We start from the raw sequence: 25,928 nt of genomic DNA on the forward strand, positions 1-25,928 counted from the left end.
CAATTGGTCTCACCGTGGGCACCGGGCGTCGCCAAGCTCCTACAATCGAATCATGCGTGTTGCCAGACTGTATCGATTCCCCGTCAAGGGGTTCCCCGCCGAAGAGATCTCCGAGGCGGATGTGCGCACCGAGCGAGGCATCATCGGCGACCGGGTCGCCGCGTTCACCAACGGCAGCCTCGACGTCCCCGACGACAGCTGGCACAGATACTCCGCGTTCACCGTGCTCAAGAACAACACCGACCTGCAGAGATGGCAGGTGGCACTCGACCTCGCCGAGGTGCCTGAAGGGTCTGCGGCGACCGTGACCCTGACGTCCCCGACCCAGGAGTTCACGACCTTCCGCACCGATGACCGGGACTCAAGGGCCGCCTCGGCGGACTTCCTCTCTGCCCGCATACCCCCGCAGGGTGACTTCCCTCGCGCACTGAGTGTCGCGGATCAGGGGATGTTCGATTCCAAGGCCTCGGGAATCTCGATCATCAACCCGGCCACGGTCTCGGCGATCTCCCAGACCGCCGAGGGGCAGGCGGCCCTGTCGCCGGACGAAACCGAACTCGACCCGCTGCGCTTCCGCGGCAATGTGCTCGTCGAGGGACTCGCTCCCTTCGAGGAGTTCGCACTCATCGGCAAGATCGTCCGCCTCGGCGGGGTGCGCCTGGCCATCACCCAGGCGATCGAACGCTGCCCGGCGACCACGGTCAACCCCGCCACCACCGAGGTCGACGTCAACGTCCCCCGGGTCCTGGCCTCGGCGTGCGGCCACCTGCACTGCGGCATCTACGGCCGCATCCTCGAATCCGGCCTGGTCAGCACCGGTGATCAGATCGAGATCGAAGGCGAGGCCCCACGTGAGCTCGTCAAAACCGCGCGGACCCCGCGCTTCATGACGGTGCTGGGCAGCCAGCAGATCTGCAACGACATCGTCGAGGTCTCACTGCGCGATGACCAGGGCTGGATCCGCGAATTCGACGAACCCGGCACCAATCTGCGTGTCCACCTCGAACTGGGCGAACCGTTCTGGCGAACCTATACGATCACGGACGTGTCCGAGGACATCGTCCGGGTCGCGGTGCGCACCCAGGGCAAGGGCTCCCGAGCGGTCGCAGAGCTCGCCGCCGGAGAGTCCATTCTCGCCTCCGGCCCGCACGGAACCATGACCGCCGACAGGGTCTTCGGCGGCACGACCGCGTTGGTCACGGCGGGCATCGGAATCACGCCGAGCCTCGGACTGATGCGCGGGGCGGAATTGTCCGGCACGGACAAGATCAGGCTCTTCCACGTCGACCGCGACCACCGGACGGCCTGTCTCTGGGACCGCCTGCAGAAGCGGGCCGAGTCTCGGGCGGTCCCGGTCGAGGCCCACCATCGTGACACCGCGAGCCAGGGCAGGCCGGGTCACGCAGACCTCGTCGACTGGCTGGCAGGCTGCGACAACGTCATGGTCTGCGGACCCGCCGATTTCACCCGCGCAGTGCTCGACGCCAGCGCCGAAGCCGGAGTCCCGGCAGTGCACCAGGAGATCTTCGCCTCTCCGCACACCGGCATGAGTGAGGTCATCGCCCAGTGCCCGCCCGCCGAGGTGACCCTGGAGAACTCGGGGACCAGCTTCCTCTGGGAGCCGCAGCAGGGGACCCTGCTCGATGCGCTGGAAGCGCGCGGACTGCGTGCCGACAGCTCCTGTCGGGGCGGCTCGTGCGGAACCTGCGCCGTGTCCTTGGCCGCCGGGTCAGTCATCTACCCGGTGGAGCCCGCCGCGCGGATCACCGCCGACGAGGTGCTCGTGTGCTCCGCCGTCCCCGCCGGGCCCATCAGCCTCGGGATCTGAACAGCCTCAGGATCTGATGGGCCCCAGCCTCGGACACTGATCGACCCGAGCCTCGGCCTCGGCCTCGGAAACGGATCGACCTCAGTCTCGGCGCAGTGGGTGGCAGAATGGAGCCATGCCTAAGGATCCGCGTGCCGCATTGTCAGGAGGACTGACAAGATCAGTGGGACGTGTGAGCCGACGAATGAAGCTCGGTGTGGCCGGACGCATCATGTTCGCGAACTCGATCATGCTCGTGGGCATCATGGTGCTGACCACGAGTCTCCTCTACATCCAGCTCTCCCAGCTGAATCAGAAGCGCGAACAGGACCTGCTGCGCTCTGCGGCTGACAATATGTCGATCTCGCTGAGCCTCGTCGGGTCCGGTGAGACCAGTTCGGCCGATTTCATCGACCAGGACTCGCATGACAACGTCGAGACGATGCTCGGCAATGTCGTGAGCGAATACGACTTCGATGTGGCCGCAGTCGTCCCGATCGACTACTTTGTCACCTCTCCGTCCTTGGGTTCATCGAACCGGCAGGAGCGCAACGAAGCGAATATCGTGTCCTCGAACTCGGGCGATGTGCCCGATGACTCCATCGATCAGCTCGCCGCAGCAGTCGACGGTTCGCAGGTCTCCGACGGTGAGTCCATCGTCCGCTTCCTCCACGACGGCGGTCCCGGCGGGGGCACGATGTACGTCATCAGTCCGGTCTTCGCGAAGCACCTCGGCGTTGATGAAGTCGGTCCCAACACCGTCGTCGGTGCCGTCATCGTCGGCAACTCCGCCGATTCGGTGCGGGAGGGCTTCTTGGCCCAGAGCAACTGGCTCATCGGCATCGCCATCACGACTCTGGTCCTGGGCATCGCCGCCTCCTGGGCGACCTCCCGCGGCCTGCGCCGAGTCACCGGAGACTACGGGGCCACGGAGCTGCGCAACATGCTCGAGTTCTACTCTTCGGTGCTCAAGGCCGTATCTGAAGGCCTGCTGCTCGTCGACCGCTCGACGGGCATCGTCCTCATCAACGCCGATGCACGCGAACTGCTGGGGCTTCCCTCTGCCGGCGGGGGCTCCACGGGTGAGGAGATCCCAGGCACCGACGACCCAGTCGGGGCGACCTCGCCGATCGGCGGCATCGCGCTGCGCGACCTCCATCTGCCCGATGCCCTCATCGATCTGCTCTCGTCTGGTCGGTGGGCCCGCGATGAGATCCACTACACCGACGATCGGGTGCTCGTCGTCAATCAGCAGCCCACCGATGCCGCCAGCGACACCTGGGTCGTGACGATGCGCGACCACACCGAACTCGCCGAACTCTCCGGTGAACTCGTCTCCGTCCGATCGTTCTCCGACTCACTGCGCGCACAGACCCATGAATACGCGAACCGACTCCATATGGTCGTCTCCCTGCTGGAGACCGGACATGTCGACGAGGCGATCGATTTCGCGGCCAAGGACCTCGATGACCTCAACCGGGTCGCCGGCGATGGCCAGATGAGCTTCGACCACCCCGTGCTCTCCGCACTGCTGCTGTCGAAGATCGCCCAAGCCGCCGAGGTGGGCATCGACATGACGGTGGACACGGCGAGACTCTCGGGCCGCCTCGGCGGGGACGACCGTGACCTGGCGACCATCCTCGGCAACCTCATCGACAACGCATTCGACGCCCTGAGCAGGCAGGACGTGCTGCCTGAGCACAAGCGAGTGCATGTGCACCTGAGCGGGGCAGGCGGGGCAGGCGGCTTCACGATCGAGGTCAGCGACGATGGTCCGGGCATCGACGAAGAGTACGTCGACGCGATCTTCGAGCGGGGCTGGTCGACCAAGCACGACGGCGTCGAGACCGACAAGGGACTCGGCCGACAGGAGACCGGCACCCGTGGGGTCGGACTGTCATTGGTCGTCCAGGCGATCCGGCGCCTCGGCGGGGCCGTGGATGTGCAGGGCCGAGGTGAGGACTGCGACGATTTCCAGGGTGCTGTGCTCACGGTGTGGCTGCCCGACGGTGAGTACGTCGATCCCGGTGCGCTCGGCCAGACATCCGGGCACCTCACCTCGGGTGCTGCGGCATCGAACCAGCCGCGGACGGGAAATCCGCCCACGGGGCCGATCCAGATCGTGCGTGACGACCGCGACGACCGCGACGACCGCGACGACCGCGACGACCGCGACTGAGCCGCCGGCGGCCCGGCAGTTCGCGCCAACTTCGCCGGCGGCCGGCAGTCTGAGCTGCTCAGCGGGCGGCCGCCAGTGTTGGGCGACGTCCCAATGAATGAAACATTTCCGCGCCATCGCCTCGATCCGGCTTAGGCTGTGCAGGAATGCCGGGCTGGTGACCACGTGTCAGCGGCTGAAGCGAAAACGAGTGGAGGAACTATGGACCAGGACATCGTCGTTTGCGAACCGCTGCGCACCGCAATCGGAGGGTTCGGAGGACAGTTCCGCGACATCCCCGCCCACGAGCTCTCTGCCACCGTCGTCCGCGAGCTCATGGCCAGGACCGGACTCGATCCCGAACTCGTTGCCGACGTCATCATGGGGCAGGGCTACTCCACCTCCGAGGCACCCGCCATCGGCCGTGTCACCGCACTCGATGCCGGCTTGCCCGTCACGGTTCCCGGTCGCCAGGTCGACCGCCGCTGCGGTTCGGGACTGCAGGCCGTCGTCGACGCCGCGATGATGGTCGGCTCGGGCAATGGTGACTTCGTCATCGCCGGTGGCGTCGAGTCGATGTCCCACGCACCCTTCTACAACGACACCATCCGTTGGGGAGTCCGCGGCGGCAACGCCGAATTCACCGACTCCCTGGGACGTGGTCGTACGACGCCAGGCGGGAAGAATTACCCCGTCGAAGGCGGCATGCTCGAGACCGCAGAGAACCTGCGCCGCGAGTACTCGATCGGCCGCGAAGAGCAGGACGAACTCGCATACAACTCACACCAGCGTGCAGCCGCAGCCGCCAAGGACGGACGCTTCGCCGAAGAGATCGTGCCGGTGACGATCCCCGGCACCCGCAGAGTCGCCGAACACCAGGTCGACGCCGATGAGCACATCCGTCCCGACACCAGCATCGACAAGCTCGCCAAGCTGCGCCCCATCCTGGGCAAGGGTGATGACCAGGCGACGGTCACCGCAGGAAACGCTTCGGGACAGAACGACGGAGCTGCAGCGAGCATCGTCACCACCCGCGCCGCCGCCGAGGCGCAGGGGCTCAAGCCGCTCGGCCGTCTGGTCAGCTGGGCAGTGGCCGGCGTGCCGCCGAAGACCATGGGCATCGGCCCCGTCCCGGCCACCGCCAAGGCACTCGAGAAGGCCGGGCTGAGCTTGGCCGACATCGACCTCATCGAACTCAACGAGGCCTTCGCCGCCCAGGCGCTGTCGGTGACCCGCGAATGGGGCTTCGGCAAGGACGACTTCGACCGCCTCAACGTCAACGGCTCCGGAATCTCCCTGGGCCACCCGGTCGGTGCGACCGGCGGCCGGATTCTGGCGACGATGCTGCGCGAGATGGAGCGCCGCGACGCTCGCTACGGACTCGAGACCATGTGCATCGGCGGAGGCCAGGGCATCGCCGCAATCTTCGAGCGCGCCTGAGGCTCTGCTGCCGCCAGCGGCGTTCGGCACGGTCAACAGTCGGTAAATGGTGGTCGCCGAACGGCCAATATTCGACCACCATCTACCGACTGTTCGCTGAAGAGCCGGCTGAGAGCTCACTCTGCCGGCTCCACTGCTCCTCCGGGCCATCCAGGCGGCGTTGCGATCCTGTGTCACGGATGTGCCCAGGCTGTAACACGAACAGGGGCAGACCCGCAATGGCGACGGTTAGACTGGCGGCATGTCAGATACAACTGCGCCTGAGTCGAGCATCGGTGTGCTCGTGGTTGAGGACGAGGCAGTCGCCGCCCGAGCCCACGCGAAGTACATCGAGCGCATCGACGGCTATCACCTCGCCGGCGTGGCGAAGAACGCCACTCAGGCGATGGCTGCTCTGACCGGAAAGATCTACGGTCTCAATGCGGACTGCATCAACCTCGTCCTCCTCGACATGAACCTCCCCGACGGCCACGGACTGCAGGTCTGCCGGGCCATCCGCGGTCATCGCGTCGACGTCGACATCATCGCCGTCACCGCGGCCCGGGACATGCAGATCGTGCAGGAGGCACTGTCCTACGGTGTTGCCCAATACATCATCAAACCGTTCACCTTCCCGGTCTTCAAGTCCAAACTCGAGGCATACTCCTCCTTCCGCAACAGCCTCGGCGGGGACAGCACCGAAGGCGAGGTCACCCAGACCGACGTCGACACCGCAATCGCAGCACTGCGCACCCACACGGTGACTGCGACTGCCAAGGGCGTCCCGGATGCCGTGCAGTCCGAAGTGAAATCCGTCCTCGACGCCAAACCCGGACAGTCCGCCGCCGAGGTGGCCGAGGGTCTCGGCGTCTCCCGAGTGACCGCACGTCGATACTTGGAGGCCATGGCCGACGCGGGCATGCTCGCCCGCCGACCCCGGTACGGAGCGGCCGGCCGGCCGGTGCTCGAATACACCGTCGTCACCGAGGACGCCTGAACCACCCCCTCGACACCCGGACCTCGATCCCCACCACCCTCGGAGCCCGGATTCGTACCCCGCGCGTTCACCCAGACGCGTGTTCACCCAGACGCGTGTTCACCCGACTGCTAGTTCACCCACCCGCTCGCGCGCCCGCCAAGTGGACTTACCGAGTGAGCGCATCGATGATTGACCTATGACAAAGAAGTCCACAACCTGGCTGGCCATCGCAATCGTCGTCGTGCTGCTGGTCGGCGCGGGCACCTTCGCCTTCTTCGCATTGCCCCTCAAAGCAGAGACCGCAGCCGAAGACGCCACCGCCGACCTCAACAGCGGAACCATCGAATCGAGCGTCTGGTCGGATGAGAAGACGGCGAAGAAGCTGCACGAACTGGTCCTCGGAACTGTCGCTCAGAGCATGAAGAAGCGCTCGGTCGAGCTCACCGGCACCGAGAAGCATGGTGACGACGTGATCGCGACACTGAAGTGGACATGGACGAACCAGGATGGAGAGCCCTGGGAATACACCTCCGAGCTTCCTCTGCACAAGAGGGGTCTGCTCTGGTCGGCCGAGCTCACCCCCACGGTGCTTCACCCGGACCTCGACGACGGCCGAGTCCTCGTCTCGCAGAAGAGCCCCGGCGAACGCGGTGCGATCCTCGGTGAGGACGAGAAAGAGCTGATGACCGAGGGGCCCGTCGTCGATATCGGCATCCACCCGGCCAAACTCAAAGAAGCCGGGGGCGGCAACAGCGAAGGTGGCCAGGACACTCTCACCACGCTTCAGGACGAACTCGATATCGATCTCAAGGCGCTCAAGGAGCGCATCGACAAGGCCGAACCCGAGCAGTTCGTTCCCGTCATCACCTTGCGCGAGAGCGACTACAAAAAGGTCAAGGACACGATTCACTCCCTGCCCGGCACCGTCTTCAACTCGCACACTCAGCCGCTGAGCCGGAAGAAGGGCTTCGCGGGTCCGACGCTGGGAACGGCCGGAGCCGCCAGCGCCGAGGAGGTCGAGGCCTCGGACGGAAAGCTCACCGGCGAGTCCGTCGTGGGCAAAAGCGGAATCCAGAAGGCCTTCGACGAAGACCTGAGCGGGCCGGGCAGCGAAGCGATCTACATCGCGGACGCCGAGAAGGACAGCGGCGACGAAGGCGCCGGCGAAGGCAGCGATTCCGACGAAGGCAAGGCCGCCGAGCCCGTGCTGGTTCACGAATTCCCCGATCATGACGGCGAGGACATCACCACGACACTCAATGTCGGCGTGCAGGAGGCCGCAGACGAAGCGGCCGCGACGGGCAAGAAGCCCACGGCTCTCGTAGCGATCCGGCCCAGCGACGGTCACATCATCGCTGTGGCCAACCAAGATCCCGAAGGTGCCGCCTGGGACAGGGCGCTGACAGGGCAGTACGCGCCCGGGTCGGTGTTCAAGATCGCCTCGGGCCTCGCCCTGCTGGAGTCAGGTGTCGACGCGAAGACGACTCTCGACTGCCCGAAGACCACAACGGTTGATGGAAAGAGCTTCAAGAACGCCGAAGACCATGTCCTGGGCGAGGTGGCCTTCGAAGATGACTTCGCCGAATCCTGCAACACCGCGTTCGTCAATGCCGCGGAGAAGGTCTCGGCCTCGGACGTGGCGAATGCGGCGTCGAGCCTGGGCATGGACGACGTCGATCTCGGAGTCGATGCGAAGATGGCGACCGTTCCCAGCGAAGATGACGCGGTGACGCACGCGGCGCAGATGATCGGTCAGGGCAAGGTCAATTCCAGCCCTCTCGCGGTGGCGGTGATGGCCGCCTCCGTGGCCGCGGGAGACACGGTCGATCCGCTCCTCATCGTCTCTGGCGAAAGCGAGGATGAGAGCGGCGGTGAAAGCGAGAGGAAGAGCAGCCAGGTGATCGACGCCGATGCCGTCACGACGATGCAGAAGCTCATGCGCCGGGCCGTCACCGACGGGACTGCCGATGCGCTGAAGGACGTCCCCGGCGAACCGGTCCACGGCAAGACCGGCACCGCCGAATACGGTGGAGAGACCCCTCCGCGCACCCACTCCTGGTTCGCCGGGTATCAGGGCGATGTGGCCGTGGCCGTCCTCGTTGAGGACGGCGGATTCGGCGCCGAGGCGGCTGTGCCGGTGGCGAAGACGTTCTTCACAGAGCTCAACTGAGGAAGGACCTCACCCGAGCTGCCCAGCGGAAGAACCTCACTTCATCCGCAGGGCACGCATGACCTCGAAGGCCGTCGTCAACGTGCGAGCGAACCGAGACTGATCGATCGGGCCGAATGGGGCGATGGGAACCAGATTCTGCTCGGCGATGCTGTGCGTGTGCATGAACTGGTAGAGACCCTCAACGCCATGCCGATGGCCCATTCCTGAAGCCTTGACGCCGCCGGCAGGGGAATCGATCGACCCCCAGGCGGCGACGTATGCCTCATTGACATTGACCATCCCGGATTCGAGCTGCCGAGCTGTTTCGATCCCACGGGACTGGGAGTAGACGCTGGCATTGAGGCCGTATTCGGAAGCGTTGGCCCGTTTGATCGCCTCCGCGTCACTGGCCACCGGATACACGGCGACGACCGGCCCGAAGGTCTCCTCAGCAAACAGCTCGGCGTCCTCGGTGACATCGGTGAGCACGGTCGGCGAGTAGAAGTACGGGCCCAGCTCCGGGACCGGGTGGCCTCCTGCGATGACCTGAGCACCGCTGGTTCGTGCCTGTTCGACGTGCTCGCTGACCCGGGCAAGCTGCTTCGGTCCAGCCAAAGTCCCCATTCCCGGCCCATACGCGTAGTCGGCGCTGAGTTCGAGGTTCCGGGTCGCCTCGGCGAAATGGGCACAGAACTCGGGGTAGAGATCCTCATGGACATAGATGCGCTCGATGGACAGACACAGCTGACCGCCCGAGGAGAAGCACCCGCGCACCGCCCCATCCACGGCCGAGGGAAGATCGGCATCGGAGAGGATGAGCATCGGGTTCTTTCCGCCGAGTTCAAGGGCGGTCGGGAGCAGACGTCGAGCAGCCTCGGCGGCAATGGAGCGTCCCGCAGCGGTCGAGCCGGTGAAGGAGATCCCATCGGCACCGGCCATCAGGGCAGGGCCCACCTCTTTGCTGGGTCCGGGAACCAGCTGCCAGGCCTCTGCGGGCAGGCCGCAGGCAATGGCCAGACGACGCATGATGATGGCCGTCAGGGTTGTCTGGCTGTCAGGCTTGTGCACCACCGCATTGCCGGCGGCCAGAGCTGCAAGCAGGTCGGTCGCGCCCAAAGTCAGCGGATAGTTCCAGGGGGTGATGAACCCGACGACGCCCAGGGGAGTGCGGGTGACCTCTGTGCGCGTGAGGACGGGAACGGCACCGCGGCGACGCTCCGGCCGCAGACGGGCGGGAGCGGTCACGCCATAGTGACGGCACACATTGTAGGTGTCGAGAATCTCGTCATAGGCGTGGATGCGGGCTTTGCCGGTCTCGTATTGGATGATGTCGAGGAGGAGATCCTCGTGCCGGCGCAATGCGGAATGCAGGCGCAGCAGCACTCGGGCGCGGTGCTCGGGGGACCGTGCGGCCCAGGCCTCGCCGGCGATGCGCGCAGTGGCATAGGCCCGTTCGATATCAGCCGGGGTGTTGATGGAGAAGCGGGGGAGTTCGAGGCCGGTGAACGGGTCGGGGCTGACCATGGGATCGCCGCTGCCCGACGCCTCGGCGTAGGGATCGCTGTCGAGGAATTCGCGGAGCCGATCGGTGACATGGGTGATGTGGTCCGTGGGGGTGGCGGTGCTGGTGGCGTTCGTGTGCATCATGCCTCCGTGTCGTCAGCGAATGGGTGGAATGCGGCCTGTGGAACCACTAACTTACGCTACAGTATCTTCATGGTCTCACGTGAACTGCGTCACGCTTTGAGTGGGGTCGAGGCCCCCGTCGCTGTGATCGATCTGGAGGCGTTCGACGCGAATGTCACCGCCTTGGCCCAGCGCGCTCAGGGCCTGCCGATCCGCGTCGCCACGAAGTCACTGCGCACTCCCGCTGCGATCGACCGCGCGCTCGCTCATCAGGGCTACTCGGGTGTCTTCGCCTATTCTCTGCCGGAGGCGCTGGTTCTGCACGCCCGCGGAGTCCGTGACATCCTCGTCGGCTATCCCACCGTGGACCGGCGCAGCCTCACCCAGATGTTCGCCGAGGCGGGGGCTGCGCAGAACATCACCCTGATGATCGACTGCCCCACCCACCTCGACATCATCGACAGTGCCCGCAAGGCTGCGGCTGCAGGCGGGACTGAGGTGGCTGGCAGCAGTGCGGCCAGCAGCGACGTGGCGGCCGACATCGCGGCACAGACGGTGCGTGTGTGCCTCGACATCGATGCCTCGTACCGCCTCAGCGAGGGGGTACTCGGCAGTCGGATCCACATCGGGGCCAGGCGCTCGCCGATCCGAGATTCGGCCTCGGCCGTCGATCTTGCCGAACATGTCATCGCTCGACCCGGCGCCGACCTCGTCGGGCTGATGTCCTACGAAGGACAGATCGCCGGGACCGCTGACGCTGGGGCAACGGTCAGGCAGGTGATGGTGCGCGCCATGCAGAAGCGCTCGAAAGCAGAGCTGAGGGTGAGGCGCTCAGGCGTCATCGACGCGGTACGTGAACTGACCGAGCTCGAATTCGTCAACGGCGGCGGCACCGGGTCCTTCGAGTCCAGTGCTGCCGAAGGCACGCTGACGGAACTGGCCGCCGGCTCAGGGCTCTTCTCCCCGGGACTCTTCGACGGTTACACCCACTTCCACCATGAGCCTGCCGCCTACTTCGCCACGCCCGTGGTGCGCCGGCCAGGACCCGGCTGGGTCACGGTGTTCAAGGGCGGTTTCATCGCCTCCGGCGTGCCCGGAGCGGATCGTGTCCCGACGATCGCCTGGCCGCAGGGACTTGACTACGCGGGCCTCGAAGGCGCGGGTGAAGTCCAGACCCCGCTCACTGGTCCCGGCACCGAGGACCTTCGCATCGGCGACCTGGTCTGGTTCCGGCATGCGAAGGCCGGTGAGCTCGCCGAGCACTTCAACGAATTCCTCGTCGTCTCCGGTTCGCAGGTCATCGACACCTGGTCGACCTACCGCGGACAGGGGTGGGCGCTGTGAGCGGGGGCGTGACGACTGCTCGACGGCTGTTCCGGAACTGGTCCGGCCACGTCCACGCCCATCCGCACACCTTCGTGCAGCCCACCTCGGCGGGGGCACTGGCCAAGGTTCTGACATCCGCGGCCGCCGCCGGTCACCGTGTCCGACCCGTCGGTGCCGGGCACTCATTCACCCCCGTCGCCGCAGGTGACGACGTCATGATCAACCTCGACCACCTCAGCGGAATCATCACCGTCGACGAGGCGAGCGGGCGGGTGCGCTTCCACGCCGGCACCCGGCTGCGTGACATCCCGGCCCTGCTCGCACCTTTCGGACTGGCCCTGGCTAACCAGGGAGACGTCAACCCGCAGGCGCTCGCCGGAGCGATCTCAACGAGCACACACGGGACCGGGCTCGGCTTCACCGGATTCGCCGGAACCGTCACCGGTCTCTCGCTGATGGGCCCCGACGGTGCCGTCCGCACCCTGTCTGCGACGAGTGAGCCGGAGATCTTCGACCTGGCCCGCGTCGGCCTCGGCGTGCTGGGCATCGTCACGGAGATCGAGCTGCAGTGCGTGCCGGCATTCGACCTCATCGCCGAGGAGCGCGTGACTGATTTTGACGAACTGCTGGCCGACCTCGCCCCGCGGATGCGTGCGGCCGACCATTTCGAGTTCTACTGGTTCCCGCACACCGATACCGCTCTGACCAAGACGAACACCAGAGTCGGTCTGGGTGAGATCGGCCCGGGCCACCTCGCCGAGGCGGGGGTTCGCAACCGGATACTCAACCTTTTGGACAAGGAGGTCGTGGAGAACGGTGCTCTGCGCCTTGCCGTCGAGCTCGGCGCCGCAGTGCCCAAACTGGTGCCGCACATCAACCGACTCGCCCAATCCGCGATCTCGGACCGGACATACCGGGCACCTGGATACGACGTCTTCGTGACACCTCGGCGGGTGCGGTTCAACGAGATGGAGTACGCGGTCCCCTTCGCATCCGGCACCGAGGTGATCCGGGAGATCCGTGCCGCCATCGAGTCGAGAGGGTGGACGATCTCATTCCCGATCGAGGTCCGATCGGCGGCGGCCGACGACGTTCCACTGTCGACGGCCCACGGGCGAGAGACGATGTACATCGCCGTGCACCGGTTCGTGAAGGAAGACTTCGCCGAGTACTTCCGTGTCGTCGAAGGGATCTGCAGGAGCCATGGGGGCCGCCCGCACTGGGGCAAGATCCACAGCTTGGGCGCCGGTGATCTGAGTGAGCTCTATCCACGTTTCGAGGACTTCTGTGAGCTGCGGAGCCGGCTGGATCCGCAGGCGATGTTCGGAAACCGATTCACCGACTCCCTGTTCGGGCTGGACCCGCGCGCGGGCTGAGAATTTCCAAGCAACCTGACCACGGGCTCTCACCAGCAGTAAGGTGGGCAGGAGAATCTCGACGATCAGCCCTGGCCGCTGCCGTCGAGGGCTCAGGCCGCAGCATTTCCTAAGAAATGGAATCGTCGATGTCAGATTTCGAACCGCAGGCCCCATCGGACCCCGCAGCAAGCTCCAGCCCGCAGCAAGAGAAAGGGCGCCGCCGGTCCATGCTGGTCGCGGCCTTCGGCACCGTCGTCGAGTGGTACGACTTCTCGATCTTCTTCTACGTCGCGACCATTCTGACCACGGAATTCTTCGGTGACCAGACCGATTCGCTGCTGCTGACCCTCGGGGTCGGTGCCGCCGGATTCCTGTTCAGACCCCTCGGTGCCATGGTCTTCGGGCACCTCGGTGACAGAGTCGGCCGTAAGTCCGCACTGGTTGTCTCCGCTGTGCTCATGGCCGTCGCGATGCTCGGGATCGCCGTCATGCCCACCTACGACGCCATCGGCATCTGGGCCGGTGTCGGAATGGTCTTCTTCCGCTGCCTGTCCGGATTCTCCGTCGGTGCCGAATACACCGGAATCATGGTCTTCCTGATGGAATCGGCCGGCAGCAAGCGGCGCGGACTCGCCGCCAGTTGGGCCGCCGCCAACAGTGAGGTCGGAGCCCTGCTCGCTGTCGGCTCCGGCGCACTGCTGGCCAATACGCTCTCGGCCGAGGCAATGAGCTCCTGGGGTTGGAGAATCCTCTTCATCCTCGGTGCGCTGCTCGCTGCACTGATGGTTCCGCTGCGGCGAATGATGGAGGAGACAGACACCTTCAAACGACTGCAGGCCGCGGAGAAGAAGAAGCCCGCAGTCAAGCACACCCGGTCCCCGCTGCTCATCGCCTTCATCCAGCAGCCCCGCGCAATCCTCGTCGCGTTCCTCATCTCCTCGATCGGTTCGGTCAGCTACTTCCTCAACATCACCTACGTGCCGACCTATATCGAAGAGGTCTCGCAGGTGAAGAACTCCGGGTCCCTGGCACTGGGCACGATCGCTGCCGTCGTCGCGATCGTCATCACCCCGTTCTTCGGCATCGCCTCGGACCGGTTCGGACGGAAGAGGACTTTGGCCGTGCTGATGGTCGTCTTCATCCTCACCACCATCCCCGCATACGCGCTGTTGGCCGACGGGAACTCCGGGATCGCGATCTTCGGCGTGGCATTCCTTGCCGTACCTGCCGCCGGCTGGAGCGCTGTGGCGGCGGCCATGGTTCCCGAGCAGTTCACCGGCACCAGCCGCTTCTCCGGAATGGCCATCGGCTACAACGTGGCCACGGTCCTCTTCGGCGGACTTTCGCCGCTGATTGCGACCGCACTGATGTCCTCCACCGGTCTGACGCTGGCTCCGGCGATCTATGCAACCGTCATCGTCGTGGCGGCAGGCGTTCCGACGCTGTTCCTGGCGCGCAATATGGCGGGCAGGCCTTTGGCAGAGGTCGATCGCGACAAGGATCTCGTCCCGGCGTGAGGTCAGTTCTGGGGGAGTCGATCCAACAGCCAGGAGATGATCTCGGGCCAGGCTCTTTCGGCGACCGAGCGTCTCAGCAGGCCGTGATGACCGATTCGGGAGACCTCGAGTTCCTGTGGTGTGAAGGTGCGTCGTTCCACCTCGGCGAGGCGGGCATGGTCGAGGAGTGCGTCGACCTGCGCTGGTGATGCCCAGTTGTCGTCGCTGGTCCCGATAGCGAACACCGGGGTGCGCAGGCGGGCCATCCGGGTGGAGGCTGCCAGGCTCAGATCGTCGAAGAAGTACTCGGACATGCGCACCCACCGGCCCCATTCGAGCATGGCTGCGGTGGGGATGTCCTCGCCGAGGCCGAGACGTCTGCCGGGTGCGTAGCCGACGAGCGGACTGACCAGGGGGCCGAGTATCCGGAGGATGAGACCGACCCGCAGTCGTTCGGCCAGTGGGTTGATGTCGCGCAGCGCCGCTCGCGCGGTGGCCACGGTGACGATCCCGTGCAGGTCTTCGGCGGCGTTCCCCAACAGCAGGGCATGACCGCCGAGGCTGTGCCCGAGAGCGACCTTGGGCAGTTGAGGGAATTCGTTCGCGACCCAGGCGGAGACGGCATTCGCGTCCTGCTGCATCCAATCGCGCATCCGCAGCCGGGCGTGCTCCCGTGCCGGACCGGATGCAGCAACGCCTCGCACATCGTAGGTGAGCACGGCCAGGCCGCGTGTGACTGCATAGTCGGCGAAATTCGTGTAGAAGCGGGCCGGCGTCGCCGTGGCGGAATGGATCGTGAGGAGCCCGACCGGGGGTTCCTGAGGCATCAGCAGTGTGCCGACGATGCAGCTCTGACGGCCGGATTCGCTGCCGTCGGGACTTCCGTCACCGGCGGCAGCGGTGCCCGGGCTGCCGGTGACCGGAATGCGCACGGAACTCATCATTGTGCTCGTCATGAGCACAAGGTTAGTGAAGATCAACCATATTATCTACTGTTCGGTAACAGTGAGTTCCGTGCACCGGGATCAGCCCTGTGTGCGGGCCTTCCAGTCGGCGACCTCTGATTCGGCCAGCTGCGCGGCGACGCCGACGTAGGTGGCCGGAGTCAGTGCGGTCAGCAGTTCGGTCTCTGCCTCGGGCAGTCCGAGACCCGCGACGAAGGACTGCAGATCGGCCTGATCGATGCGCTTGCCCCGGGTGAGCTCCTTGAGCTTCTCGTAGGGGCTGTCCATGCCGGGTACGCCCTGCAGTCCGGCGGCGCGCATGACCGACTGGATTGCCTCTCCGAGGACCTCCCAGTTGGAGTCGAGGTCGGCGGCCAGGGCCTCTTCGTTGATCGCGAGCCGTTCGAGGCCCTTGACCAGGTTGTTCAGCGCCAGCACCGAGTGTCCGTAGGCCACGCCGATGTTGCGCTGCGAGGTCGAGTCCGTGAGGTCCCTCTGCATCCGCGAGGTCACCAGGGTCGACGCGAGCGAGTCGAGCAGCGCGCAGGAGAGTTCGAGGTTCGCCTCAGCGTTCTCAAAGCGGATGGGGTTGACCTTGTGCGGCATCGTTGAGGATCCGGTGGAGCCGGCGACGGGAATCTGCTTGAAGTAGTTCATCGAGATGTAGGTCCACATGTCCGTCGCCAGGTTGTGGGCGATGCGGTTGAACCGTGCGATATCGGCGAAGAGCTCCGCATCCCAGTCGTGGGATTCGATCTGTGTGGTCAGCGGGTTGAACGTCAGTCCCAGGCTGCCTTCGACGAAGGTTTTGGCCAGCTTCGGCCAATCCGCGCCGGGCACGGCGGCCAGATGGGCCGAGTAGGTGCCGGTCGCGCCGTTGATCTTGCCGAGGAACTCGTTGCCTTCGATCCGCTCGTATTGGCGGCGCAGGCGGTGGATGAAGACCGCAAGCTCCTTGCCCATCGTCGTCGGCGTCGCTGGCTGGCCGTGGGTGTGGGAGAGCATCGGAACCTCGGCCAGCGCCGAGGCGGTGTCTGCCAATGAGTCGATGAGCGCCTTCGCACGGGGCAGCCACACATCGACGGTGGCGCCCTTGATGCCGAGAGCCCACGACAGATTGTTGATGTCCTCCGAGGTGCAGCAGAAGTGGACGAGCTCGCTGAGGTCCTCGGCTCCGAGGTCGACTAGCGCTTCTTTGATTGTGTACTCGACGGCCTTGACGTCGTGAACCGTGACAGCCTCATGGGCGGCGAGGGTGGCGATCGTCTCGGCATCGAAGTTTTGGGCGAAGGCACGCAGCCCGATGACCTCATCCTCGGTGAGGCGACGCACGCCCTCGATCACGGTGTTCTGCGCGAGGTGGATGAACCACTCGACCTCGACGGTGATCCGGTTGCGGTTCAAGGCCGCCTCGGAGAGGTGATCGACGAGGTCAGCGGTGTCTTTGCGGTAGCGGCCATCGAGTGGTCCGAGAGCAATGGCGGGCGAGATGTCAGCAAGCGAAACGGTCGGCATGGCCCCATTTTCTCATGAGCTGGGCAAGGACGCGGAACCGACCACCAGGCGGTCGTTCCGAGGTCTGAGGTCCGTGGTGCGACTCGTGCTCATGCAGCTGTGGATTCGGTCGTGACTTCGACGCGGGAGCCCTGTGGAGCGTTGACCGGTTTCCACAGGACGAAGTGAAGCGCTTCCGGTGGCAGATGCCGATTCGTACGGTGAAGGCCGACACCAATTCGGAGAGGAGGACGGCAGTGATCACCGATGAGCTGGCACTCAACCGGGACGGGTGGAAGCGGCGAGCAGACGAGCTGCGCAGCTTGGCGCAGACCTGTCGGAAGGTAGAAGGGTGGGATTCCCCGGCAGGGCGGATGCTCACCGATCGTCTGCTGACATGTTCGGACTCGATCAGCATCCTCGCGGAGAGGGCCGACAAGCTCGCCGAAGCCTACGACCTGCACCTGCAGGTCGTCTCAGTGGGAGGTCGGATCCAGATATGAGAGGCAGGGTGAAGGCATCGGCACGGGTGGGCGGGTCTGTTGCCGAGTCTGGCAGGTCTGCCGTGGGGTCGGGCGGGTCTGCCGTCGGGTCGGGCGGCACGTGGTTCGCCGTCGACATCGCACGGATCATGGGACTGCCCGAGCGGTTGAGAACTCTCTGGCCCCATGAGCTGATGCCACGTACGGAGGCTGCCGAAACCACCTCGGCGGGGGTGAGGGCAATGGGCGTGACCCCGGACGCCGGAAGGGAGATCACGGAAACTGTGATGCTGGGGGAATCTGCAGGCAGGGGCTCAAAACGTGGGCCCGATGTGCTCACTGCCTGGCTGACCGGGTTCACGGCCGAGCTCAATCTCACCCGTTCCCGGATCACCATCGTCATCAGCTCCGGGGATGAGACTGCCCATCTCGAGGTGTCTTTGTGCGATGACATCTGCCTGGCCATTCTGGTGCTGCACGGTGAGGGGTTCGAGGAGTTCGAAGGCTTCGAACTCCTCAGGCGCCTCGAGCCTTCCGAGCTCGGTCGGGTCACCGAGGAGCTGTGCTCTCTGGTTGAGAAGGACTGTGTGTTCACCCTGACCTATCTCAGCGAGGCCGAAGTCGCCGGGATGGAGTTCCTGCACAGGGTTGACGGGACCTGGGCCCGACCGACCTTGGAACGCGATGGTGAGACGATCACAGTGGGGCCCGAACGCAGCCTCGAAGCCAATGCTGTACGAGTCCTGCTTGCGGCGACTCTGACGAGGCTGCAGACGACGACTGGCCGCCGGCCATGATCGCGACCCGAACTGCTGGCGGCCCGCAGCTGAAGATCGATGACCGGGCAGATTCCAGCGGAGACGATCTGCAGCGCATCTGCGGCACCATCGGTGATCTGACCGCGGAAGGATCACTGGCCGACTTCGACCTGGCCACGCTCCTGACGCAGGTCCCCGCTCCGCTCACGGCGCTCAATGTCGACGCCGCCCGGATCGTCTACCTCCACCAGTCGGCGCGCGTGCTCATCGAACTCGAAGCCACCGTCCTCGCCGTCAGAGCCGCAGCCCTCGCCTACAGGCAGGCTGAGAAGGGCATCAGCGACACATTCGGCGGACTCCTCGACTATTTCGGATACGTCACCGGTCGCGTCATCGCGATCACTCTGCCCGTACTCATCCCGATCGGCATCGCGGTCGGGGCACCGATCTGCCTGGGGGTGAAATTGCTCGACGCCACAGGCCTCGACGATGTCGTGGCCAAACACTTCGGCATCGACCTGAGGCAGACGAAGGCAGCGGCCAAGGAAGCCTTCATAGCCCTGGTGTTCGAGAACTCTGATGCCTCCGGGGCCATCATCGAACACGTGCTGCCTGGAATCGTCGTCGGCTTCATGGGGCTGCCGCCGATGGTCTTGGCCGCCGAGGGGGACCATGCGCTGTGGCCACACGACTCGTCATCGATGACGGCGTGGATCCTGGGAGGTGCGAACATGTTCGGACTGCTCCTGCCCTCAGACGTGGAGGTGTGGAGAGCCAAGGGCATCACCCCGGCCGATGACGAACCGCCGCGCGACCTCGAGGACCTCTACGGCAGAGAGGCAGACCGCCACCGCGGCGCCGAATCCGGGCAGGTGAGGATCGAAGAGATCACATCGCCCGACGGGACTACCCGCTATATCGTCTACGTTCCCGCAACGACCGACTGGTCGCCCGAGCCCGGGCAGAACACCACCGATCTGACGACGAATGTGCAGGCGATGGCCGGCAACGACACCGTCATGGCGGAGATGGTCCGCCAGGCCATCGCCGATGCGAATATCGGTTCTGATGCCGAGGTCATGCTGGTGGGGTATTCGCAGGGTGGAATCACTGCCGGTTCCCTGGCCGCCGACCCGGCGTTCTTGGCCGATGTGAATGTCACCGCGCTCGTGACCGTGGGCGCACCGATTTCAGACTTCCCTGTTGACGAGGGCGTCGACGTCCTCTCGATCGAACACGAACAGGACCTGGTGCCTGACCTCGACGGCAATGAGAATCCAGCCGAAGACCATTGGTCGACGATCACAGTCGACTACGATCCCGAGCAGCTGCGCCAGGCTCCGAACCTGAAGGGCAAGACCGATGCCGAACTCGATGAGCTGTTCTCCTCCGCCGGGGCAGCGCATTCCTCGGCCGCCTACACCGCCTCGATCGGGCTGATGCTCGCAGGCGGCCATTCCGGTCTCAACCGGTTCACCGCGAAGAACTCAGGATTCTTCACCGGGGATCTCAAGCAGACGAGGGACTACCAGGGCAAACGCAGATGAACATGCCGCTGGCTGGGAGGGGGCCGGCGGGTGGGCACGGAACCCGGGGACCGCCTCGGCGAAACCGGAGCCCCACCTCGGTGCGGTAAGGCTCTGAAGTGCTCGGACGTGCGTTTGTCGGACGTTGGAGCAACTCTGCGACCATCGACAATTCGACATGGAAGCCTTTGGACGTGGACCACACGCCCGAATTTCGCGTCCTAGGCTGAACCCGACCATAACAATTGGCGCTCGACGCACGTTGCCGATGTGGCATGCGGTCGGTGGATTCGGTATCGTGGTATCACCTGTGAATCACATCACTCGAGGGCGAGAACTCACACCAGAGGTCCCGTCCTCAGGACACCGTCCGCCACTGGTCACCTCCGGTGCGCTTGGACCTTGAACAAAGGAGAACTGGAATGACCTCCAACATTTCAGTGGGAACCGGGACTGCCCACAGTCAGTCATCGGAACCTCGGATGATCCAGATGCTCACCGAAGACGGCAATCGCGTCGAATCCGGTGAATATGACGCCTTCGCAGCAGAACTCACCGATGAGGATCTGCGCGGCTTCTACCGGGACATGGTCCTGGTGCGTCGCATCGATGCTGAGGGTGCGGCCCTGCAGCGCCAAGGACAGCTCGGCCTCTGGGCGCCGATGTTCGGTCAGGAAGCAGCCCAGATCGGAATGGGACGGGCGGCTCGCCCCCAAGACTTCGTATTCCCCACCTATCGCGAACACGGCCTGGCCTACACTCGCGGTGTCGAACCCGAAACCCTCCTCGGCATGTTCCGCGGCCAGGACCACGGCGGCTGGGACCCTCAGGAACACCGTTTCCACACGTACACGATCGTCATCGGATCGCAGACACTGCACGCCACCGGCTACGCCATGGGCGTGTCCATGGACGGCGATGTCGGCACCGGTGACCTGGAACGCGACACCGTGGCGATCGCCTGCTTCGGCGACGGAGCCACCTCGCAGGGCGACGTCTCAGAGGCGCTGACCTTCGCAGGAGCCTTCCACGCACCCGTGCTGTTCTTCTGCCAGAACAACCAGTGGGCGATCTCCGAACCCACCCACGTCCAGTCCGCGGCACCACTGTGCAAGCGCGGAGAAGGATTCGGTGTTCCCGGCCTGCGCGTCGACGGCAACGACATCATCGCGATGTACGCGGTGGCCCGGGCCAGCCTGGACTCGGTTCGCGCCGGCAACGGCCCAATGCTCATCGAAGCCTTCACCTACCGTCGCGGTGCCCACACCACGGCCGATGACCCGACGAAGTACCGTGATCGGGCAGAGGAAGAGATCTGGGAGGATCGCGACCCGCTCAAGCGGCTCAAGGCCTACCTCGACAACCACACCGAGACCGCAGACGAATTCTTCGCCGAGGTGGACGCCGAGGCTGATACTCTCGCCGCGCGCATCCGCCACAACTGCATGACCATGGAAGATCCCGATCCCGTCGAGATGTTCGCCCATGTCACCTCCGAACCTCACCCCCTCGTCGATGAGGAACGTGCGGAATTCCTCGCATACCAGGCCTCATTCGCCGATGCAGGTGAGGCCTGATGGAGAAACTTCCCCTGTCAAAGGCCATCACGGCCGGAATGCGCAAAGCCATGGAGGACGACCCGAAGGTCGTCCTCATCGGTGAGGACATCGGAAAGCTCGGCGGCGTCTTCCGCGTCACCGAGGGTCTGCAGAAGGACTTCGGTCCGCAGCGGGTCATCGATGCGCCGCTGGCCGAATCCGGAATCGTGGGAACCTCGATCGGCATGACGCTGCGCGGCTACCGCCCGGTCATCGAAATCCAGTTCGACGCATTCATCTTCCCGGCCTACGACCAGATCGTGACTCAGGTAGCCAAGCTCTACAACCGCACCCTGGGCAAAGAGAGAGTGCCGATCGTCATCCGCGTGCCCTACGGCGGCGGCATCGGTTCGCCCGAGCACCACTCGGAGAGCCCCGAGACGGTCTTCGCCCACCACGCAGGACTGCGCCTGGTCTCACCGTCGAACGCCCACGACGCCTACTGGATGATGCAGGAAGCGATCAAGAGCGACGACCCGGTGATGTTCTTCGAACCCAAGCGCCGCTACTGGCTGCGCGGAGACGTCGACACCGCGAACCGAGGCAGCCTGGGAATGCACGACGCTCGTGTCGTCTCCGAGGGCACCGACGTCACCCTGGTGGCCTACGGCCCGCTGATGCCCACGGCCAAGGACGTCGTCGCAGCCGCGGCCGACGAAGGCAAGAGCGTCGAACTCATCGACCTGCGCAGCCTGAGCCCGATCGACTTCGCCACGATTGAGAAGTCCGTGCAGAAGACCGGTCGCCTGGTCGTAGCGCATGAGGCGCCGAAGTTCCTGGGGCTCGGCTCCGAAATCGCGGCACGCCTGTCCGAGCGCTGCTTCTTCAACCTCGAGGCTCCGGTCATCCGAGTCGGTGGCTATCACACGCCGTACCCCGGCTCGCGGATGGAAGAGCACTATCTGCCTGACCTGGATCGCATCTTCGATGGTGTCGACCAGGCACTGGCCTACTGACTCAAGGAGAGTTGATATGTCTTTTGAATTTTCTCTTCCTGATGTCGGTGAGGGTCTGACAGAGGCCGACCTCGTGTCATGGAAGGTCGCCGTCGGCGACACAGTCACCGTCAATCAGATCCTCGTCGAGATCGAGACGGCCAAGTCTCTGGTCGAACTGCCGAGCCCACAGGCCGGACCGATCGAGGCTCTGTTGGTCGATGAGGGCCAGACCATCGAGGTCGGAACACCGATTATCCGCTTCGGCGGCGGCGATCCTGCCGGCACCTCCGAGCCCGCAGGAGCATCGTCACCCGCAGCCGGAGATGCGCAGGCCTCGAGCGAAAGCACAGACGAAGCCGAAGGCGGCGCCACCCTGGTCGGCTACGGTGCCAAAGCGGCCTCGTCGAAACGCCGCCCCCGCAAGGGTGCAGGTGTTCCGGCACCGGCTGAGACCACGGCACCGGCCACCGCCTCGGCGGGCAAACCGCTGGCCAAGCCTCCCGTGCGCAAGCTCGCAAAGGATCTCGGCATCGACCTGGCTGCGGTCGTTCCGACCGGTTCCCGCGGTGAAGTCACCCGAGACGACGTCAAGGCCGCGGCCAGCGGCACCGGCGCGGCAGCCACCTCAGCGACAGGCTCGAACGTCGGGGCCGCAACCGCCTCGGCGGGGGCCGGCTCCGCTGACGAACTCGAAGAGCGGATCCCGTTCAAGGGCGTGGCGAAGATGATGGCCAAGGCCATGGTCGACTCCGCGTTCACGATGCCGCACGTCACCGAGTTCCTCGACGTCGACGTGACCGAGACGATGGCCTTCGTGCGTAAGCTCAAGTCCACGAAGTTCCTGGGCGAGGACATCAAGGTCTCTCCCTTGCTGCTCGTGGCCAAGGCTGTGGCCTGGGCTGTTGCCCGCAATCCGCGGATCAATTCGTGCCTCGAAGGCGAAGAGATCGTCGTCAAGAAGTACGTCAACCTCGGCATCGCCGCAGCCACCCCGCGTGGTCTGATCGTGCCGAACATCAAGGGTGCACACGCGATGGGCCTGACCGATCTGGCTCAGAGCATTCAGGATCTGACTGCGCTGGCTCGTTCGGGCAAGACGCCTCCGGCCGACCAGTCGGGTGGAACGATCACCATCACGAACGTCGGCGTCTTCGGCGTCGATGCGGGTACTCCGATCATCAACCCTGGCGAGGCTGCGATCCTGGCCTTCGGGCAGATCAGGAAGAAGCCATGGGTCGTCGGCGACGAGATCGTTCCGCGTGACATCACGACGCTGTCGGTGAGTGCTGACCATCGTGTCGTCGATGGCGAGATCATCTCGAAGTTCCTCGCCGACGTCGGTCGCGGACTCGAGGATCCGACGCTGCTGCTGGCCTGAGAGGGCTGGGCTAAAGCAAGGACAGGTATGAAAGCCGCCTACGTCAATCACCTCGGCGAGGTCGACGAAATTCGGTACGGTGACCTCCCGGACCCCGTCCCGGGTCCCACCGACTATCTCGTCGAGGTGGCTGCGGCCAGCCTGAACCCCGTGGACACCCTGGTGCGCTCCGGACGGTTCCCCACCCTGGCCCCTCTGCCCTTCATCCTGGGCAGGGACCTGGTGGGGACCGTTGTCAGCGCGCCTGTGGGCGGGACTCTCCTGCTTGGTGAGACCGTGTGGTGCAGCAGTCTGGGCTACGACGGACGGCAGGGCACTTATTCCGACTACGCCGTCGTCCCCGCCGACCGGCTCTACCCGGCACCACCATCGGTGCATGCTGGGCCGGATCGGACCAGCGGCGACGTCCATCGGCTCGTGGCGCTGGCCCACCCGGCGACGACTGCGTGGTTGGGGTGGTTCGAACACGGACGACTCGCCCCGGGCCAGAACGTCTTTGTGGGCGGGGGAGCAGGCAACGTCGGCACTGCCGCGATCCAATTGGCAGCGGCCCTCGGAACCACGATCATCGCCAGCAGCCACCCGCGTGACTTCGACGCGGTCAGAGCCGCCGGCGCCGAGGTTGTCCTTGATTACCGAGACCCTGACCTTGCAGAGGCCTGTGCGAAAGCGGTCCCGGAAGGGTTTGACCTGGTCTGGGACACGTCAGGGCACCACGACGGGCAATTTCTTGCTGCTGCGACCGCACCCGGCGGCCGAATCCTGGTCACCGCTGCCGCTGAGGCGTCCACACTGCTGCCCTTGGGGCGGCTCTATACGAAAGATGTGTCGCTCATCGGCTTCGTCATGTCTCGTGCGAGTGCGGATCAGCTGGCCCGGGCGGCGAAGGGGCTGATGCCCGTCCTCGAGCCGGGGACGCCAGGTGCATTGACGACTGCCATCACTCAGGTGCTGGACTTGAGCGAGGCTGCCCGGGCCCACCGCATGATGGAAGCCGGCGAGGTTCGCGGTCGAATCGTGATTGCGGTCTGAGCCGAACGTCGGTGCCCAGGCGCCGTGTTCAGAGCCAGAGTCCTGTCCCGGAGCCCTACTTGTCGAGGTAGGCGCTGTTGTCGGTGGGGCTTCCGTCCGTGACCAGACGTTTGGCGAGGCAGTGGTTGCGGTCCAAGCCCCAGGAGCGGCACTGATCGAGTGCGGGTTCGGGATCGCTGTAGGGGGTGTCGATGACGGTCACCCAGTAGTTGTCGTCCTTGTAGGAATCCCAGTCGCCGCTGCGGATGAGGATCGCACCCGGGTACTTGACGCGGTTGGCCTCGAACTCGTCGACGATGTCCTGTGCACTCCACGTCTTACCGTCGGCCTCCAGACCGACGTCTTTCGCACTGACCTGCGTCACCCACTGCCCCTCGAGGTCATCGGCCTTCTCAGTGCCCTCCTTCGTGTAGGCCGACAGTGCCTCCTGCGGACTCGCTGTCGGCTGCACCAGGGCCTCGGAAGGAGAGGGAGAGGCAGATCCGGTCTCTTCGCCGCCGAAGTCGACGGGCACCGTTCCCGTCGACGGTGCCAGCCAGCGCACTCCGAAGTAGGCCAGGAGCGCGAGAATCATGACGATGGCGATGATGACGACGGTGATCTTGGCCCCGTTGCCCTTCTTCGGGGCCGGAGCCGGCTGGAGCGGGATCTGCCCGGAAGCCGGACCATCGGAGCCGTGTTCGGTGTGTCCCGAGTGTGCGGGCTGGTTGCCCTTGTGACCGGAGCCCTCAGTCTGCCTGCGCGTACCGGTCTGACCCCGTTGTCCTGTCGATGATGCTCCGGGGGAGCTCTGAGATTGTTCCTGGAATGGGGAAGCGCCCGCGGGGGCGAAGACATTGCGCGTGCGACTTTTGGATACGGGTACGTCGCCGGTGTGCTTCTCGAGATATTCGTAATAGGTCGAGTTGTCGAAGTCGGCAGCACTCTGGGCGGACTCGTGGCCCGGCGACGGGGTCGGACTGGCGCGTTCCGATTGGTCCTTCTGCCAGTCATCACTGGTCGCTGGACGGATTCGCGGCCTCGGTGGAACGTCGCTCATCGGTCCTCCTGAGTGCCAGATGTGGTGGCAATCATCTTCTTACCTTGGCACGTCATCGGCACGTGTTCAACACGAGCCAGAGCAGGATGCGTTGTCTGCTGGATGGCGCGCGCGAACATGCGTGCGAGATGAGTGTCAGGTGGGAAGCGGCGTTGGGCCCTCGGATCCGGGCGCAGTGCGTTCTGAGGTCCTCAGCGGCAGCACGTCCAATGAGGTTCTGCGACACTGTTTCAGTGAATTTGCTCTGAGGGCCTGTTTCTCTCTAAGATTGTTATCTGTTGTGTCGTAGCAGTTCGATCACCGATTGATCTGCTCAGGCCAACATGGTGCTCACCCACCGCTGCACTCCAGCTTCGGCCAATCTCTCACAGGCTACGGCTTCAGCGCTGGTGAGACATCTCGCCCGAACGGGCAAACC

General features: G+C 65.0%; 19 protein-coding genes. 15 read left to right on the plus strand and 4 right to left on the minus strand.

What is annotated here, in order from left to right; all coding sequences use genetic code 11:
- Window positions 1-52: 52 nt before the first annotated feature.
- The 5 genes from JFC13_RS03410 (at window position 53) to JFC13_RS03430 (ending at window position 8,533) form a co-directional block, all read left to right on the plus strand.
- Window positions 53-1,828 (plus strand): MOSC domain-containing protein, encoded by a 1,776-nt coding sequence (locus JFC13_RS03410; protein ID WP_198395721.1) that lies wholly within the window; start codon window positions 53-55, stop codon window positions 1,826-1,828.
- Between the two features lie 115 nt (window positions 1,829-1,943).
- The gene (locus JFC13_RS03415) at window positions 1,944-3,986 is read left to right on the plus strand and encodes a sensor histidine kinase (RefSeq protein ID WP_198395722.1); all 2,043 of its coding nucleotides are present in this window, start codon (window positions 1,944-1,946) and stop codon (window positions 3,984-3,986) included.
- 201 nt (window positions 3,987-4,187) lie between these two features.
- Window positions 4,188-5,405, plus strand: coding sequence for an acetyl-CoA C-acetyltransferase (locus JFC13_RS03420; protein ID WP_198395723.1), 1,218 nt, complete (start codon window positions 4,188-4,190; stop codon window positions 5,403-5,405).
- A gap of 241 nt (window positions 5,406-5,646) precedes the next feature.
- The gene (locus tag JFC13_RS03425; RefSeq protein ID WP_198395724.1) at window positions 5,647-6,381 is read left to right on the plus strand and encodes a response regulator; all 735 of its coding nucleotides are present in this window, start codon (window positions 5,647-5,649) and stop codon (window positions 6,379-6,381) included.
- A gap of 178 nt (window positions 6,382-6,559) precedes the next feature.
- Window positions 6,560-8,533, plus strand: a complete 1,974-nt coding sequence (locus tag JFC13_RS03430; protein ID WP_198395725.1) for a penicillin-binding transpeptidase domain-containing protein — start codon at window positions 6,560-6,562, stop codon at window positions 8,531-8,533.
- Between the two features lie 36 nt (window positions 8,534-8,569).
- Here the strand turns inward: JFC13_RS03430 and JFC13_RS03435 are convergent, their stop codons facing one another.
- The gene (locus JFC13_RS03435; RefSeq protein ID WP_198395726.1) at window positions 8,570-10,162 is read right to left on the minus strand and encodes a succinic semialdehyde dehydrogenase; all 1,593 of its coding nucleotides are present in this window, start codon (window positions 10,160-10,162) and stop codon (window positions 8,570-8,572) included.
- 69 nt (window positions 10,163-10,231) lie between these two features.
- On the opposite strand from JFC13_RS03435, the gene JFC13_RS03440 reads away from it, so the two are divergent.
- The 3 genes from JFC13_RS03440 to JFC13_RS03450 all read left to right on the plus strand — a co-directional run bounded on the left by JFC13_RS03440 (window position 10,232) and on the right by JFC13_RS03450 (window position 14,342).
- Window positions 10,232-11,485, plus strand: a complete 1,254-nt coding sequence (locus JFC13_RS03440; protein ID WP_198395727.1) for an amino acid deaminase/aldolase — start codon at window positions 10,232-10,234, stop codon at window positions 11,483-11,485.
- A gap of 8 nt (window positions 11,486-11,493) precedes the next feature.
- On the plus strand, window positions 11,494-12,843 hold the full coding sequence (locus JFC13_RS03445; protein ID WP_332839327.1) for a D-arabinono-1,4-lactone oxidase: 1,350 nt from the start codon (window positions 11,494-11,496) through the stop codon (window positions 12,841-12,843).
- A 128-nt stretch (window positions 12,844-12,971) separates the two neighbouring features.
- A complete protein-coding gene (locus JFC13_RS03450; RefSeq protein ID WP_198395729.1) occupies window positions 12,972-14,342 on the plus strand; it encodes an MFS transporter in 1,371 nt (456 codons plus the stop codon).
- Window positions 14,343-14,344: 2 nt separating this feature from the next.
- Here JFC13_RS03450 and JFC13_RS03455 read toward each other — a convergent pair whose 3' ends face one another.
- Window positions 14,345-15,277, minus strand: coding sequence for an alpha/beta hydrolase family protein (locus tag JFC13_RS03455; RefSeq protein WP_232488163.1), 933 nt, complete (start codon window positions 15,275-15,277; stop codon window positions 14,345-14,347).
- Window positions 15,278-15,346: 69 nt separating this feature from the next.
- Entirely contained in the window at window positions 15,347-16,780 is a 1,434-nt protein-coding gene (purB, locus tag JFC13_RS03460; RefSeq protein ID WP_198395730.1) for an adenylosuccinate lyase, read from the minus strand.
- A gap of 185 nt (window positions 16,781-16,965) precedes the next feature.
- On the opposite strand from purB, the gene JFC13_RS03465 reads away from it, so the two are divergent.
- The 7 genes from JFC13_RS03465 to JFC13_RS03495 all read left to right on the plus strand — a co-directional run bounded on the left by JFC13_RS03465 (window position 16,966) and on the right by JFC13_RS03495 (window position 24,471).
- Window positions 16,966-17,262 (plus strand): hypothetical protein, encoded by a 297-nt coding sequence (locus tag JFC13_RS03465; RefSeq protein ID WP_232488164.1) that lies wholly within the window; start codon window positions 16,966-16,968, stop codon window positions 17,260-17,262.
- Window positions 17,259-18,038, plus strand: a complete 780-nt coding sequence (locus tag JFC13_RS03470; protein ID WP_198395731.1) for a hypothetical protein — start codon at window positions 17,259-17,261, stop codon at window positions 18,036-18,038. The genes JFC13_RS03465 and JFC13_RS03470 overlap by 4 nt, the downstream gene beginning before the upstream one ends.
- Window positions 18,035-19,546 carry a hypothetical protein gene (locus JFC13_RS03475; RefSeq protein WP_198395732.1) on the plus strand — a complete coding sequence of 504 codons (1,512 nt, stop codon included), beginning with the start codon at window positions 18,035-18,037 and terminating at the stop codon, window positions 19,544-19,546. The genes JFC13_RS03470 and JFC13_RS03475 overlap by 4 nt, the downstream gene beginning before the upstream one ends.
- A 401-nt stretch (window positions 19,547-19,947) precedes the next feature.
- The gene (gene pdhA, locus JFC13_RS03480) at window positions 19,948-21,102 is read left to right on the plus strand and encodes a pyruvate dehydrogenase (acetyl-transferring) E1 component subunit alpha (protein WP_198395733.1); all 1,155 of its coding nucleotides are present in this window, start codon (window positions 19,948-19,950) and stop codon (window positions 21,100-21,102) included.
- The gene (locus JFC13_RS03485) at window positions 21,102-22,079 is read left to right on the plus strand and encodes an alpha-ketoacid dehydrogenase subunit beta (protein ID WP_198395734.1); all 978 of its coding nucleotides are present in this window, start codon (window positions 21,102-21,104) and stop codon (window positions 22,077-22,079) included. Before pdhA ends, JFC13_RS03485 begins: the two co-directional genes overlap by 1 nt.
- A gap of 16 nt (window positions 22,080-22,095) precedes the next feature.
- Window positions 22,096-23,439 carry a dihydrolipoamide acetyltransferase family protein gene (locus JFC13_RS03490; protein ID WP_198395735.1) on the plus strand — a complete coding sequence of 448 codons (1,344 nt, stop codon included), beginning with the start codon at window positions 22,096-22,098 and terminating at the stop codon, window positions 23,437-23,439.
- Window positions 23,440-23,466: 27 nt separating this feature from the next.
- Complete coding sequence (locus tag JFC13_RS03495; protein WP_198395736.1) at window positions 23,467-24,471, plus strand: NADPH:quinone reductase; 1,005 nt, start codon at window positions 23,467-23,469, stop codon at window positions 24,469-24,471.
- A 55-nt stretch (window positions 24,472-24,526) separates the two neighbouring features.
- Here JFC13_RS03495 and JFC13_RS03500 read toward each other — a convergent pair whose 3' ends face one another.
- Window positions 24,527-25,510: a protein kinase gene (locus tag JFC13_RS03500; RefSeq protein WP_198395737.1), complete on the minus strand. Its 984-nt coding sequence runs from the start codon at window positions 25,508-25,510 to the stop codon at window positions 24,527-24,529.
- Between the last annotated feature and the right edge of the window lie 418 nt (window positions 25,511-25,928).

The organism is Brevibacterium antiquum (assembly GCF_016107655.1).
In the GTDB taxonomy this organism is placed as follows: Bacteria; Actinomycetota; Actinomycetes; order Actinomycetales; family Brevibacteriaceae; genus Brevibacterium; species Brevibacterium antiquum.